The sequence below is a fragment of the Pseudomonas sp. R3-52-08 genome (assembly GCF_003851745.1).
GTDB lineage: Bacteria > Pseudomonadota > Gammaproteobacteria > Pseudomonadales > Pseudomonadaceae > Aquipseudomonas.
Genome location: NZ_CP027730.1, coordinates 740151 through 754872 on the forward strand (window position 1 = coordinate 740151; position 14722 = coordinate 754872).

14 protein-coding genes are annotated in these 14722 nt (G+C 63.2%); 2 read left to right on the top strand and 12 right to left on the bottom strand.

All coding sequences use genetic code 11. The features are described 5' to 3' along the window. Positions 1-80: 80 nt before the first annotated feature. The 8 genes from C4J91_RS03160 to cpaB are packed head-to-tail and all read right to left on the bottom strand — an operon-like array spanning position 81 to position 7499. A complete protein-coding gene (locus C4J91_RS03160; protein ID WP_124361115.1) occupies positions 81-350 on the bottom strand; it encodes a DUF3613 domain-containing protein in 270 nt (89 codons plus the stop codon). Positions 351-352: 2 nt separating this feature from the next. Next, the gene (locus C4J91_RS03165) at positions 353-1075 is read right to left on the bottom strand and encodes a tetratricopeptide repeat protein (protein ID WP_124361116.1); all 723 of its coding nucleotides are present in this window, start codon (positions 1073-1075) and stop codon (positions 353-355) included. Between the two features lie 10 nt (positions 1076-1085). Continuing rightward, positions 1086-1979 (bottom strand): type II secretion system F family protein, encoded by an 894-nt coding sequence (locus C4J91_RS03170; protein WP_124361117.1) that lies wholly within the window; start codon positions 1977-1979, stop codon positions 1086-1088. A gap of 1 nt (position 1980) precedes the next feature. After that, positions 1981-2862: a type II secretion system F family protein gene (locus C4J91_RS03175; RefSeq protein ID WP_124361118.1), complete on the bottom strand. Its 882-nt coding sequence runs from the start codon at positions 2860-2862 to the stop codon at positions 1981-1983. A 19-nt stretch (positions 2863-2881) separates the two neighbouring features. Continuing rightward, positions 2882-4144 carry a CpaF family protein gene (locus C4J91_RS03180; protein WP_124361119.1) on the bottom strand — a complete coding sequence of 421 codons (1263 nt, stop codon included), beginning with the start codon at positions 4142-4144 and terminating at the stop codon, positions 2882-2884. Continuing rightward, positions 4141-5337, bottom strand: coding sequence for a pilus assembly protein (locus C4J91_RS03185; protein ID WP_124361120.1), 1197 nt, complete (start codon positions 5335-5337; stop codon positions 4141-4143). Before C4J91_RS03185 ends, C4J91_RS03180 begins: the two co-directional genes overlap by 4 nt. Beyond that, complete coding sequence (locus C4J91_RS03190) at positions 5334-6554, bottom strand: type II and III secretion system protein family protein (RefSeq protein ID WP_124361121.1); 1221 nt, start codon at positions 6552-6554, stop codon at positions 5334-5336. Before C4J91_RS03190 ends, C4J91_RS03185 begins: the two co-directional genes overlap by 4 nt. Before the next feature lie 15 nt (positions 6555-6569). Further along, complete coding sequence (gene cpaB / locus C4J91_RS03195) at positions 6570-7499, bottom strand: Flp pilus assembly protein CpaB (protein WP_124361122.1); 930 nt, start codon at positions 7497-7499, stop codon at positions 6570-6572. A 325-nt stretch (positions 7500-7824) separates the two neighbouring features. Here cpaB and C4J91_RS03200 point away from each other — a divergent pair, with 325 nt between their 5' ends. Then, complete coding sequence (locus C4J91_RS03200) at positions 7825-8016, top strand: Flp family type IVb pilin (RefSeq protein ID WP_124361123.1); 192 nt, start codon at positions 7825-7827, stop codon at positions 8014-8016. A 31-nt stretch (positions 8017-8047) separates the two neighbouring features. After that, complete coding sequence (locus C4J91_RS03205) at positions 8048-8461, top strand: response regulator (RefSeq protein ID WP_124361124.1); 414 nt, start codon at positions 8048-8050, stop codon at positions 8459-8461. 59 nt (positions 8462-8520) lie between these two features. On the opposite strand, the gene C4J91_RS03210 is transcribed toward C4J91_RS03205, so the two are convergent. The 4 genes from C4J91_RS03210 to C4J91_RS03225 form a co-directional block, all read right to left on the bottom strand. Continuing rightward, the gene (locus tag C4J91_RS03210) at positions 8521-10203 is read right to left on the bottom strand and encodes a ShlB/FhaC/HecB family hemolysin secretion/activation protein (RefSeq protein ID WP_124361125.1); all 1683 of its coding nucleotides are present in this window, start codon (positions 10201-10203) and stop codon (positions 8521-8523) included. A gap of 187 nt (positions 10204-10390) precedes the next feature. Continuing rightward, the gene (locus C4J91_RS03215) at positions 10391-12136 is read right to left on the bottom strand and encodes a collagen-like triple helix repeat-containing protein (protein WP_124361126.1); all 1746 of its coding nucleotides are present in this window, start codon (positions 12134-12136) and stop codon (positions 10391-10393) included. Positions 12137-12435: 299 nt separating this feature from the next. Continuing rightward, positions 12436-13284, bottom strand: coding sequence for a MaoC family dehydratase (locus C4J91_RS03220; protein ID WP_124361127.1), 849 nt, complete (start codon positions 13282-13284; stop codon positions 12436-12438). Positions 13285-13286: 2 nt separating this feature from the next. After that, positions 13287-14639, bottom strand: a complete 1353-nt coding sequence (locus tag C4J91_RS03225) for a 3-oxoacyl-ACP reductase (RefSeq protein ID WP_124361128.1) — start codon at positions 14637-14639, stop codon at positions 13287-13289. Positions 14640-14722: the final 83 nt, after the last annotated feature.

Here is a 14722-nt window from a genome sequence, read left to right on the forward strand (position 1 = left end):
CGCACAGCTGACGCAGAGCGTCACGGGCTACATTCCCACGCGGAGCGTGGGAACGATCACCACGTAGGCACCCTCACCACTCAGTTGTCCCCTTGGGTTTTCCCGCCGATCTTCTGCTCGAAAAACTCCGGAATCTCATGCTTGAAACTGTCCACCCAGCGCTGGGCGGCCACGTCGCGTTCGGTGGCGGAGGCTGACTGTGGCGTCGCTGACGCGGCTGTCCCGCTGACCTGCAACGCCAGCCAGTTCTCCGTGGCGGCCTGCTGTGGCGAGGATGGGCCGGGCTCGATGGCCATGACACCGAGCGGCAAGGCCAGCACGGCCAGGCTTGCGAAATAAGGCAGTTTCATCATCAATTCCTCGGGTTGCTGTTGGCGTCGCTGACTCTGGCGATCTGGTCCTTGGCCTTGGCGGCGGTCGCGCTTGAAGCCTTGAGTTTTTCGGCACGGGCCTGGGCTTCGGTGACTTGTTCGGGCCCCAGGCCCATCTGGCTGACCACCTGCGCGGCCTGCTTCCAGTTGTCTTGATAGATCAGCAGCGTCACCAGGTTGATCGCTGCCAGTGGGTCGCTTTGCTTGAGTTCCATGGCGGTCATGAATTCAAACCGCGCGTCGTCCAGGCGCAGTTGGTTGAGGTACACCACGCCCAGGTCATTGCGGATTTTCTCGTCGGTGGGCGCCAGCCGCGCCGCGCGCTGCAAGTGGGCCATGGCCTGGGCGTTGTCGCCTTTGGCCGAGGCCAGTTGCCCCAGGCCGTGTTCGCCTTCGGCGGCCATGCAGGTGCCGAGCAGGCTGCGGTACAGCGGCCCCGCCTCGTTGCGCCCGAGCAAGCGATAAGCCTTGGCCTGGCGCAGACGAACCTGGGGCAGACTGGCCGGCAAACTCTGCAGGTTGGCCAGGCTGGCGTGCAGTTTGCCGTCGTTGGCCATTTCATCGGCCAGGCTCAACGACAACTCGTGTTCGGCGCCAGGCTTGGGGCAACTGCCGGGAGCCGTCAGGGCGCCCCATGGGGTTTGGCCATTGGTGGCGCACCCTCCCAGCAGCAACAGGCTCAAAGCGGCTATCAAGGCTTTCATCGGTCGCTCCTCATAGGTTACTCAACGCCCGGGTAATACCGATGAAGGCCGGCCCCCCGAGCACGATCAGCAAGGCGGGAAACAAAAACACCATCATCACCACCGACATTTTCGCCGACATCTTCGACACGAATTCCTGGATGCGCGTCAGGCGTCGGTCGTCGAGCAATTGCTTGAGCGCCAGCAATGACTTCATCGCACCGCCGCCCTGCTGGATCAGTTGCTGAAGGATGATGCAGGTGTCGGTGAACTCATCCACGGCCAGCAGCCTGGCGGTCGTGCCCAGTTCTTCACTGAGCTCCAGCCCGGAGTCGACCCGGTGCAGAACCAGCCGCAGTTCATGGGTCAGGGTCGGCAGCAGGTGTTGCGCTTCGATGCTCAATACGCGCAATGCCTGTTCGACCGCCATGCCCGATTCGAACAGGATCCGCAGTAACGGAATAAAGGTCGAGACTTCCTGGGAGATCCGCAGCTGACGCGCCTTGGCCACGCTGGCCAGGATGCGCTTGGGCAAGAGGTAGCCGACGCCCAGCGCGATCAGGGGCAGCAGCCACGGCGAGCCACTTTCAGGAAACAGCAACGGCTGAGCGATCAGGGCCACGACCAACAGCAGCACCGGCGTGCCGATCTGGAAGGCGGCGAACATCGAGCGCTGGCTGGCGGTGCGCCAACCTATGCGGTTGAGCAGCGTCTGGGTTTCGTTGTCGAGGCTGACCGAACGTTGCGCGAGGGGGCTGTTGCCCAACTGGCGCATCATCGCCCCGAGGCGGTGTTCGCGGCCCAACTGGCCCTGCAGGCGTTGGGCAACCAGGCGCTGACCACGCCGATGTTTGACCAGGTTGGCCAGGAGCAGCGCCAGGGCGGCCAGCAACAACACGGCGCTGATCAGCAGCGAAATAGCCATCTCATACGCTCCGCAACATGCGCCACAGGGCGAAGCAGCCGAGCACCTGCATACCCAGGGCCACGAATAACAGCATGCGGCCAGTGCCGTCGTTCCACATGGTCATCAGGTAGGCGGGGTTGACCGCCAGGAAGTAGCCCACCATGGAAATGGGCAGCGCGGTGAGCACGTAGGCGGTCACCCGGGTTTCGCCGGTCAGGGCGCGTAACTGGCGCGCGGCTTGCTCGCGCTCGCGGATCATCTTGATCAGGTTTTCCAACAGCTCGCTGGCATTGCCGCCATAGCGGTGGTTGACCTTCAAGCCCAGGGCGAACAAGCGCAACTCGTCGCGCTCGTAGAATTCGGCGAAGTCATGGGCGGACTCCGGCAGGCTGACTCCCAGCTGCACGTTGCGCTGGATTCGGCCCATGGCGTTTTTCAGCGGGTCTTCGGCCACGTCGATCCCGCCCAGCACCGCATCGGCCAGGGTGCGCCCGGCCTTTAGGCTGCGCACGGTGTGGTCGAGCAATTGCGGCAGCTGTTCGATCATGCGCGTGATGCGGCGTTGATAACGCCAGGCGATGTACAGGCGCAGCAGCACGGGCGGCAGCACCAGCATCACCAGCAGGCCGACCCAGCTGACGACGATCAACCCGAGCACCGCGCCCAGGCCCCACACCGTCAGCCACAGCCCCAGGCTGTCGCTGGGTTTGCCCAGGCCTGCGCGCAGGAACATGCGTTCCACGCGATTCCACGAGCTGCTTTCTTCGGTGAGCTGCGGCTGGCCTTCGGCGAGGCGGCCCAGCACGCGTTCGGTCCGGGCACGGCGCAAGCCATGCTGGAACGAGCGGATCGACAGGCCGATCAGGATCAGGCAGATGAGTAGCAGGATGGCCCCGGTCATGCTCGATTCCCCCTCAAGGCTATACCGGTTCGCGGCGCAGTTTGTCGCCGGCCGGGTTGAGCGCTTCACGCACGAAGCCGAAGCCGGTGCGCCGGTCATGGCGAAACAGGGTGTTGGTCACGTACACGTCTTCGCGGATGCCCACCACCTCGACCACTTCGCTGACGCAACGACGTCCGTCCGGCAGGCGGGTCAGTTGCACCACCACATCCAGCGCCGCGCAGATCATCTGCCGCAGGGTCTTTTCCGCGATCATGCGGCCGGTCAGGCCCACCAGGGTTTCCAGGCGCAGCAGGGCGTCGGCGGCATTGTTGGCGTGCACGGTACTCATGGAGCCGTCATGGCCGGTGTTCATGGCGGTCAGTACATCGAGCACTTCCACCCCGCGAATCTCGCCGAGAATGATGCGGTCGGGGCGCATCCGCAGGGCGTTGCGGATCAGGTCGCTGGCCTTGACCTCGCCGTGCCCTTCGGCATTCGGCGGGCGGGTTTCCAGGCGCACCACATGGGGATGGCCCAATTGCAATTCGGCCACGTCTTCAATGGTGACCAGGCGTTCATGGGGGTTGATCAACTGGCTGAGAATATTCAGCAGCGTGGTTTTACCGGTGCCTGTCCCGCCGCTGATGAGGATATTGCAACGCTTGCCCACCGCTTCCTGGAAGAAGTCGAAGATGTTCTGGTCGATGGTCTGCATGGCCACCAGATCGCTGCTTTTGAGCATGTCCTTGCGAAACTTTCGGATCGACAGGCAGGGGCCGTCCAGGGCAATCGGCGGGATGATCGCATTGACCCGGCTGCCATCGGGCAGGCGCGCATCGACCATCGGCGACGACTCATCCAGACGCCGCCCCAGCGGTGCGAGAATGCGTTGCATGACGCGCTCCACATGGTGGGCGTCGATAAAGCGCAGGTCGCTCTGATGCAGCAAGCCGTCACGTTCGATAAACACCCGGTGCGGCCCATTGACCAGGATTTCGGTGACGGACGGATCGCGCAGCAACACTTCCAGCGGGCCGAAGCCGGTCAGTTCGTCGACGATTTCTTCGGCCAGGCGCTCCATCTCGTAGCGCGAGATCGCCAGGTGCATGCGGTTGATGTATTCGGCCACTTTGTCGATGACAAATTGCGCCAGGGACTGGCGCGAGCCTTCCAGCAGGTTCAGCCCCGATTCTTCGATGGCATCGATGATGTAGCGATGCAGCACCAGCTTCAAACCGTCGTGATCGGTGTTGCCAGCCGCGCCGCGTGCGGGTGCGCCGAAGAGTTTTTCACTGCTCATTTAGCGGCTCCCAGCAAACGCTCCAGCCAACGGCTGGGCGGTTTTGCGGTGGGGTCATGTGAGCGTTTCGCCAGGCGCTCGCCGAGGGTTTTGAGCCCTTGCGTCAGGGCTTCGCGCGGCGCCAGCGCAAACAGGGTTTGCCCTTGGTTCTTGGCGTTCAGCCGTAGCTCCGCGCTCAATGGCAACACCGCAATCACTTCCAGGCCGAAGCTTTTGCCCAGCGCTTCGGCGTCAGGCGCGCAGCCTTTGAGGTAGCCATCGATCAAGAGCTTGGCGTGTTCGAGCTTCATGCCTTTTTCGCGCCAATGGTTCAGCACCGCCAGGTTGCGCCGGCAGTCCAGCACGTTCTGGTCGGTGCACCACAGCAGCTTGTCGCAATGGCTGACAAAGGTGCGCAGGGCGTCGCTGTCCGGCTGGCCGACCAGGTTCACCACAATGTGCTGGAAGTGCTGGCGCAGTGCGCTGAGCAACATATACAGCTCGGCGGCGCTGGTGTGCTCCAGCAGCTCATCGTTGGGCGCGTAGGCAAGCATGCGCAGGCCGTCTTCAGCTGAGGTAAAGGCGCTGTTGATCAGGGTCGCGTCCAGCCGCCTCAGGTGGCGCAGGGCATCGCCGAAATTGAACGAACTTTCCAGGCCCAGCAGCGCCAGGCTGTCACCGCGTGGCAGGCCGAGGTCGAGCAACAGCGTTTGCTGGCCGCTCTTTTGCACCACCAGCGCCAGATGGCTGCTGAGCAGCGCGCCGTCGGAAGTGCCCTGGGTGCCGTACAGCACCGAGAGGCCGCCCAGATGGGTGTGAGTGGTGACCGCGGGCAGGCGCTTGCTCAGGCGGCGCACCAGCCCGGCGACTTCGCTGGAGCGCGAGCCGTAGGCGACGAAGTCCCGCGCGCCGGCGCGCATCGCGTTGAGCACCAACTGATTGTCCATACCGTCGCCGAGGGCGACGATCGCCAGCATCGGCTTGGCTTCCAGTGCGCCTTCGATCAGCGCGCTCTGGGCCACCAGATGCTCGCGATCGAGGCCGATGAACACCAGGTTGGCGAAGGTCACATCGACCAGGGCCAGCAGCTCATCCAGGGTACCGCTGCCGGCGCTGACCACCTGGCCGAGGGGCGCCAGCGCGCCCTGCAGCCATTCGAGGTCGGTGGTATTACGGGTAATTGCCAGGAAGGTCTGGCTCAGGTGATCGCTCATTGGGACAACCCGTTGAGGCGGTCAAAATTACCGTTTTCCAGGAAGAACAGGCGGTACCAGTTCGGGTCGTAGTTGCGCATTTTTTCACCGGGCAGCGCCGGCAGTCGGGCATTGGCCGCCAGCGGTTGCACCAGGTGCGGCGTGACGATCATCAGCAGTTCCTTGTCCTCGCGCTGGACCGACGAGTCGCGAAAGAACGCCCCCAGGATCGGGATGTCCCCCAGGCCTGGGAACTTGGCGATGCTGGTGGTGGTGTTGCTGCTGATCAGGCCGCTGATCACGAAGCTTTCGCCGTCGGCCAGGGACACGCTGGTATCGGTGCGGCGAATGGTCAGGGCCGGCACGCGGATATTTTCGATGACCACCGCGTTGGTGTAATCCAGTTCGCTGACCTCCGGCGCCACCTTGAGGGAAATGCGGTTGCGGTCGATCACGGTCGGGGTGAGGGTCAGGCGAATGCCGAATTCCTTGTATTCGATCGAGATGGTATCGCTGCCGCTGCTCGGCACCGGCACCGGTATTTCGCCGCCAGCGAGGAAGGTTGCGCTTTGCCCGCTCATGGCCACCAGGCTCGGCCGCGCGAGGGTGTAGGCAAAGCCGCTGCTTTCCAGGGCGTTGATCATCGCCGAGACGCGGCCGCCGCCAAAACCGATGTTGAAGTTGTCGGTGCTCACCGGCAGCTTGAACGTGCTGGGCGTGGGGGACAGCAAGTTGGGGCTGCCGAGGAAGAAGTTGTTGCCGATGCCCAGGATCTTGGTGCTGGCCTCCTTGAGTTTGGTGCGGCTGACTTCGACGAAGCGGATATCGGTCTGTACCTGGCTGGGCAGCAAAGGATCATCGGCGGGCGACAGCGAAAGACTGGTCAAGGCGGTATTGGCCTTGCCCTTGACGAACACCATGCTCTGGCGCGGGGTGGTCGAACAGGCGGTCCACACCATCAGGCTGGTGGTGCCGGGGCCGACGCCGGTCAGCAGGAAACCCCGATCGCCATTGAGATGAACGTCAGCGATTTTCGGATCGCCAATGGCCAGGCGTGTTATGGCCACCGGCGATTGCAGTTCCTGTTGCAGGCCCTCGCCTACGGACAACGCGGCGGGCAGTTGAGCCAGGTTGGCGCAATTGCTCGCAGCCGCCATGGCCAGCCCGATGGACAGGTGCGACAGCAGCAACGCACAGGTAATTCTCAGCGTGAACACCGGTATGAAACGTCGGTTCATGCACAGCATCCTTGTTCAGTCAGGGGTTTGTTGAGTTGCTTGATTGCCGCGTATCACCTCGACGCCAGCACGGCGCGGGGCGCTGCTCTGGGCCACTTTCCTGGGGGCCTGGGCGAAGGCCAGTTGGGTGAACTGATAGAGGTCGCGGTTAGCGTTCTGCAGATTGCCCGGCGCGTCGTCTGCGCCGGCCCAGTAGTGGCTCAACAGGCGTTCGTCGGCGCTGCGCACGGCCAGGCGCAAGGTGCCGGCCTGGGTGGCGAGCATCAGCCGGCTCAGCAACTGCTCGGGCACGGCCAGCACCACCGTGCGCGAGGGCGCATGGCGTTGGGCTTTCTCTTCGGCGGTGAGCGCGGGAGGGGCGGCGGGGGTGCCGTCGTTGGTCAGGCCCATCTGGTCGCCGACGCTGAGCAGGCGCACGGCGGGGATCACCACCTGGGCCGATTGTTCAAGGTTGGCCGCGTCCTGGCGCAGGTACAGCAGCACGTCCACATAGTCGCCGGGACTCAACTGGCCGGCGGCGCCAATCACTTCATCGACGGCGACGGCCAGGGCGCGTTCATCGGCGCGGATCATCCGCGCCAGCGGCCCGCCCGGAGTGAAACTTTCCTCGTTGAGCCAGGTGCCCGCGCCGAGCGCCCGCAATGGGGTACGGCCAACCGCCTGGTCGATACGGCTCATGCTGCCGGCCGGGACCGTGCGCAGTTTTTCGAGGCTCAGGTCAGCGGCAGTCAGGGCAACGAAGGGAGGCACATCGTGGGCCAGCACGACCACCGATTGGCGGGTCGGGTCTTCCACCACAGCGACGGCTTTTTCGACGGGAGCAGCCTGTGGCGGTGGTGGTGGCGCCGCAGCAGGCTCACGGCTGAGGACCAACCCCCAGTAACCGGCAAACAACGCACCGACCAACAACACAGCGGCCAGTACCATGCTCAGACGCGTGTTCATGACGGCTCTCCTTTTCCCGTTGCAACACAGCCCGTCGGTCCAACAGGCTACTTGCGCAACCCGGCTGAACGGTGACTAACTATTTCGCTATTTGACGGTAGTTGAGCTAGGACAAAATGCCATTACTGAGAGAAAGTTTTCTTCAGGGAGCAGGACGTGTCCTTTAAAAACACACATTTACGGCGTCAGAAGAGCAACTACTACTTTAGGACTAATCAGTTCTTACAGTTGTGAGGCTGGGCTTTGTTGGCAATGCTTTGGATGGCACATCGCAATCACTGTGCGTTACCGGGATACGGCGCTTGGTCGCCTGAGGAGAAGTGTTATGGTCCTTGCTCTGCTGATGAAGCTTCACGTTCAACTCCAATTGCTGTTCCATCGTAAAGATGGCGCGACAGCCATCGAGTACCTCATACTGGTGGCGATTGTGGCGCTGGTGGTACTCGCCGCCGGAACGACGCTGGGGCCTCAGATCACGGCCTTCTTTACCAGGATCGGTACTGCCATTTCCCCATGAGTTGCCGTTGTTGATTGATCAGGTCGTGCTCATGAATGCTGCTGTCTCTCCCCGCCAACAAATCCTGTTGGTGGACGACGAAGAAGATGCCCTCGTTGAACTGGCGGAGTCGCTGGAGAACGAGGGCTTCGTTTGCTTTACCGCCACCTCCGTGATGTTCGCGTTGCAGGAACTCACCTTGCACCCCGATATTGCCCTGGTCATCACCGACCTGCGCATGCCTGAGGAAAGCGGTATCTCCTTGATCAAGCGTCTGCGCGAACACACCTCCCGCTCGCACCTGCCCGTGATCGTCATGTCGGGGCATGCGGAAATGGATGACGTCAGCGACATGCTGCGCCTGCAGGTGCTGGACTTGTTTCGCAAGCCCATCTACCTCGCGCGGCTGCTCGATACGTTGAACAGTTTGTTTCCCCTAAGAGCAGCTACGAGCTTCAAGCCTTAAGCGGCAAATGGTGCACCTTGCCCCTCTTGCAGCTCGAGGCTTGTAACTTGACGCTCTCGTTACAGCTGATAACTGAAACTCAACGTATACCGCGGCCGCCGGTTGAAACTGTCCAGAGCGATGTCCGACATCGGCTTGGCGGCTTCCAGGGCGATGTTGTAGTACTTGTTATCGCCAAAGCGCAGACCCACCGCCGCCGAGGACATGTCGCTGGCCTTGACCGGCAGTTCGTTGAACCAGGCCTTGGCGCGGTCCAGTACCACGTAGGGTTGCAACACCTTCACCCAATCGCCGGCCCGGTTGAAGCTGTAGTTGACCTCATACGCCACGCCCCAGCCCTTGTCGCCCGAGCCTTGGTCATCGGGGTAGCCACGGCCGAAGTTCTGCCCGCCAAACGTGGCGCGCTCGCTGTCGGGCAGGGTGTTGTTGCTCCAGTAGAGCGCACTTGAGAGCACGCCTTGCCAGTTGTCGAAGAACTTGTTGCTTTGCACGCCGGACAGGCGCAGGCGAAAGAAATCGAGATCGGGTTTGGCCACGTCCAGGTCGCTGCGGGCCTTGGCGCCCAGACCGTCGATACCTTGATACAAGCCGCCGCTGAGGATGCGTAACTGCCTGGCGTCGGCCTTGCGCCAGTCACCCTCGAAGGCCAGGGCGCGCAGGTTCGATTCGATATCGAAGCGCAGCGGGTAGCCCACCAGTTTATAGCGGGTGGTCTGGTCTACCGCGTACAGGCGCGTGCCCAGGGTGAGCGACTCGGTGGGTGAGGCAATGAAGGGGTGGCTCAGGCCGATGGAGTAGCGATCGATCGACTGGTGTGGCTTGAGTTCGAAGCCGCCGTCCAATTGCACGCTGCTGCTGGGGTCGGCGCGATAACGCTCGGCGGCGAGGGCCAGTTGGGTGCCCTCGGTATTGATGAACTGGTTGTAGTCCACGCGGTAGTAGTGCTCTTTGTCCTCGCCGGGCGGAAACAACCCGCTGAGGCTGAGCTGTTCGCCCATTGGAGTTTGAGCGTTACTGGTTGTGCTGAGTAACGCCTGGGTGCCGCCACGGCTTTTCTGCGCCAGGCTCATGCTGGTGGTGAAGGGTTTGCGGCTGGCCTGGATCTGCATGTGCGTGGCGCCATCGGTGGTGCCCGGCGGCGGCACTTGCGCCTGCACGGTGAGGCCGGGGATGCGGCTCATCAGCGTGGTGTAGCGTTCGAAGGTCTTGCGCGTGAGTGGGCGTTCGGCGAGGAGTTTTTGCGCGAGTTTGTCGACGTAGGCCGACACCGAGCCGATGTCACCGGTTTGTTGATAGTCCTTGATGTAGCCTTCTACCAGCACCACGCGGACCAAGCCGTTTTCGAAGGTCTGCTGCGGCAGGAACGCGTAGGACAACAGGTAGCCGTCCTGCTGGTAGCGACGAGTGATGCCACGGGTGGCCTCGATCAGTTGCGCGAGGTTGGTCTCATGGCCAATCAACGGCGCGTAGACCTGGGCCGTCTCGGTGAGCGGGTACACCGTGCCGCCTTCGATCTGCAGCTTGCGAATGGTGACCTTGGTGTCCATCAACAACGGCTGGCCCGCAGTGGGTGGCGTTTCTGGCACCTGGGTTTGCGGTGTGGCCGGTCGATAGGCGTCGGCGGGCAGGTTGGGTACCGGCAGGGTGCGGATGGTGTCGTTGCTGTTGAGGAAGCTGGGAAGGGCCTCGGCTTGGGCATAAGCGCTGAGGGTAAGCAATAACAACGGGGTCAACACGCGCATAGGACACTCCATGGTCAATTGCAGCAGCGTTTGGGGCCCGCCGCGCTCTGGGGCGCGGTTCGGGAGGGCGCTGAGTGTCTACATCCAGCAGCGGCCCCTAAAAAAGACGAGAGACTTAGTCAGGGTCTCTCGTCTCAACCAAGCGTAGGCGCTGTAGGGGAGGCCGTCTAATCGGCCAGGTGCATTTCTATTTGCCGCTCAGGCCGTTCAGCAAGCCGCCCAGGCCTCCCGTTGTTGCCGTGCCGCCAGTGGTGGGTGCAGTGCCTGTGGCGGGGGCTGTGGCGCCAATATTCAGACCGCCGAGCAGGCCACCGCTGGTACCGCCGGTGCCGCCGGTGCCGCCGGTGACCAGGCCACCGACCGAGCTTACGGTATTGCCGACGGCGGTTACCGTGGTGCCCAGGGTCGTGGTGACCGGGTTGGCGTTGGCGGTGGTGAGGTTAGTGCCCAGGCTGCTGACGGCGCCGCCGACTTGGGTTACCAGGCCGTTGACCGGAGTATCGACGCCGGTGGTGGTGCCGATGTTTTGCGTCAGTGCGGTGACGCCCGATGTTACTGGGTTCAGCGCAGCGCCTACGTTGGCTGCAACCGTTGCGACCGGTGCAGTAGCGCCCGTGTTGGCAACGCCTGTGCCACCGAGCACGGTACCCACGGAGGCAATGGTGTTGCCCAAGGCGCCGCCGGTCACCCCGGCTGCACTGACCGTGCCGTTGGTGTTGCCGACGTTCAGGCCGGTCCCGACGTTGTTCACCAGGCCGCCGACCAGTTCCGGTATGCCGGGTGCTGCGGCGCCGCCGGTTGGCGCGACATAGCCGCCGGACTTGTCGAGTGTGCCGCCTACGCCTGTCAGCACGCTGCCGACAATCGTGGTCACAGGGTTGCCTGCGCCGCCGGTGCTGGCGACTTGGGTGCCGAGGCCGGTGACGGTGGCGCCCAGTTTATCCACCAGGCCGTTGACGGGCGTGCCCAGGCCGGTTGCGTTGCCGAGGTTGCCGGTGGTGTTTTCCACCAGCGACACCACCGGCACCAGCACTTTGCCGCCCAGGGTGCCGGTCAGGGAACCCAATGGGCCGGTGGTGCTGGCCGTGCTGAGGGTATCGCCGAGCATGGTCACCGTAGTGCCCACTTTATCCACTACACCACCGACTGCACCGCCCACGCCGCCGGTCAAGCCGCCGACGACGGGAACCCCGCCGAGGGTGGTCGACAGCGATTTGCCAGTGACCGACAAGCCGTCGCCCAAATCGGCGACGCCAGTGCCGACACCCGCGACCGTGATGCCCAGGGAGTTGCTGTTGGTGCCCAGGGAGCCCAGGCCCGCCGTCACGCCAGTGCCGATGCTGGTCACGGCGGTGCCGGCCGAGGTGACCAGGCCGCCAGCGGTTGTGCCGACGATGGGAACACCGTTCAAGGTCGAACCGAGGTCACCCACCGCTGCGCCTACATTGCCCACGGTGGTACCGAGGGTACCGGCGATCTGGCCAGTGACGAGTGGGGTGGTTGTCGAACCGGTGCCGCCACCGGTACCGCCGCCGGTTCCGCCACCAGTGCCGCCGCCGGTTCCACCGCCAGTGCCGCCACCAGTGCCCCCGCCAGTGCCACCGCCGGTTCCGCCACCAGTGCCCCCGCCAGTACCTCCACCGGTACCGCCTCCAGTGCCACCGCCAGTACCGCCACCGGTGCCATCGCCAGTACCGCCGCCAGTGTCACCGCCGGTACCGCCACCGGTACCGCCACCGGTTCCACCGCCAGTGCCGTCGCCGCCGCCAGTGCCACCACCCGTACCGCCACCAGCACCTGCACCAGCATCCGGCGAAGACGCCGCCACGTTCGATTTATGCCCGCCACCACCGCTGCTGCAGCCGCCGAGGCTCATGGCCAGAATCAACGCCAGCGCGGTACTTGCTTTCCAAAACACTACTTGAGTTTTCATGATTGAGTTCCTTGCACCTGGTACAACCTTGGTTGTTTCAAACGTTCGCTATTTCTTTGGCTAGCGATACGTTTGTCCGTGTGGTTATCACAGACCCGGGCCGGTTTTCTCGCAATCTCAACTTGGTATTAACGATTTATATACATAAGGTCTTAGTCGTCTTAAGTACTAATGCAAACGTTATAAATTCAAATAACGCTGGCTGCCTGTTAGTTCTAAATCAAAGGGTTAAATAAAGTAGCGGACCCGGTCGGGTCCGCTATAACTTAAGGTGTATATATACAATTAATCAGTGTCTCTCAGGCAATCGGTCGCCACTCTCCAAGCATATGCTGGATGTTACCGGCGCCGTTCAACACCAACTCGCCAGTTAAACCGGCGCCGCTGGTCATCAGAATCACTTCGCTGGGCAGGCGCACGGGTTTCTTGAATTCAACGGCTATTTCGACATTGGCCACCGGCAGTTGCTCGCCCAAGGCCGCCAACGTGCGGGCCTTGTTCCACAACCCGTGGGCAATCGCCTGGGGAAAGCCGAAGAGCTTGGCGGTCATTGCGCTGAGATGAATCGGGTTGTAATCGCCGGATACGCGAGCATAGCGGCGACCGATATCGGCGGGGGCTTTCCAGCGCGTGAGTTCGGTGAGGGCTGCGTCAATTACCAACGTGCGTTCCTCGGTCTCGCCCTCGAGCTTTACGCCCCGGCACAACATTGTGCTTTCAGCTTCCCAGAGCAGCCCAAGGGCATCCTCGACCACGGTCACCACATCGAAGGTCGCGCCTTTGGCATGGGGCTTGAGGTTGCCGGTGTACACCCCAACGCTCAGCTCACTCACACTGCCCAGGGGCCGATGCAGGCGAATGCAGTTGCTCAGGTGGATCAACCCCAGCAACGGAAACGGGAACGCCTGGTCGGTCAGCAGTTGCATCTGCAGGCCGAACGCGAGGATATGCGGATAGGTCGCCGGCAGCATCGGGCTGTCGGCAAAACCGCAGACCTTGCGGTACGCCGCCACAGCCCTGGGGTCGACGCGAACCTGGCAGCGCAGGCCGTGCTCGGGCAGTGCGCTGCCGGTGATCTTGCGCTTGAGCGCCGCACGCCAGTACAGCGGCGGTAGATACGGCGTGCTGTCCAGTGTCTGCCATTGCATATTCACGCTCCCAGAAGACTTTGCCCACACACCCGCAGCGCCTGGCCGCTGACGGCACCCGAACCCGGCTGGCTCAGCCAGGCCACGGCTTCGGCCACGTCCTGCGGCACACCGCCCTGGCCCAGGGAACTCATGCGTCGTCCGGCCTCACGCAGGGCAAACGGAATATGCGCGGTCATCTGGGTTTCGATAAAACCGGGGGCGACGGCATTGATGCTGATCCCGCGCGTTTGCAGCAGCGGTGCCCATGCCTGGGCCAAACCGATCAGCCCGGCCTTGCTTGCCGCATAGTTGGTCTGCCCGCGATTGCCGGCAATGCCGCTGATGGAAGCCAGCAGCACCACGCGGGCATTGTCGCGCAGGGTGCCGCTGTCGAGCAGCGCCTTGGTCAGCACCTGCGGCGCATTGAGATTGACCGCCAGCACCGCGTCCCAGTATTCCGGGGTCATGTTGGCCAGGGTCTTGTCGCGGGTGATGCCGGCGTTGTGCACCAGAATATCGAGGCCATCGGGCAGGTGTTCGATCAACTGGGCGGCGGCGTCTTCGGCGCAGATATCCAGCGTGAGAGTACGCGCATTCAAGCGGGCGGCCAGGGCGTCGAGGTCGGCCTTGGCTTGGGGCACATCCAGCAGGATCACCTCGGCGCCATCGCGGGCCAGGGTCTCGGCGATGGAGGCGCCGATACCACGCGCAGCGCCGGTCACCAGGGCTTTGCGCCCGGCCAACGGGCGTGTCCAGTCTTCGACCGGCGTGGCGCAGGCCTGCAGGCGAATCACCTGCCCTGAGATATAGGCGCTTTTGGGCGACAGGAAAAACCGTAGTGCGCCTTCCAGCTGGTCTTCGACACCTTGGTCCACCTGCAGCAACTGCAGCACGCCGCCGCTGCGCAGTTCCTTGGCCAGCGAGCGGCTGAACCCTTCCAGGGCGCGCTGGGCGCTGGCGGCGAACGGGTCGCTGAGGCTTTCCGGCGTGCGGCCAAGGATCACCAGGTGGGCGCTGTGAGCGAGGTTTTTCAGCAAGGGCTGAAAAAATTCACGTAGCTGCTTGAGTTGATCGGTGTGCTGCAAGGCACTGGCGTCGAAGACCACAGCCTTGAGCTTGGGACCGTGGCCTGGAATCCACGCCGGCGCGTCCAGCGCTTCGGCACCGTAGCTGTAGACGGCATCGGTGAGTTTGTTGGCAAACGGCAACACTTTAGTTGCCAGCGCGCCACCGCCCAGCAGCAGTGCACCTTCCACCGGGCGCAGGCGCCCGGCTTGCCAGCGTTCCAGGCGTACCGGCGACGGCAGGCCAAGGGCGGCGACCAGGCGATGGCCGAGGCTGGAGTTGGCGAAGTCGATATAACGGTCAGACATGGAACGCTCTCCGAAGACTGGGGTTCAAAAGGTGGACCATCCCAGGGTAGCAGTCGTTCGACTAGGCTCACTGATCAAGCCCA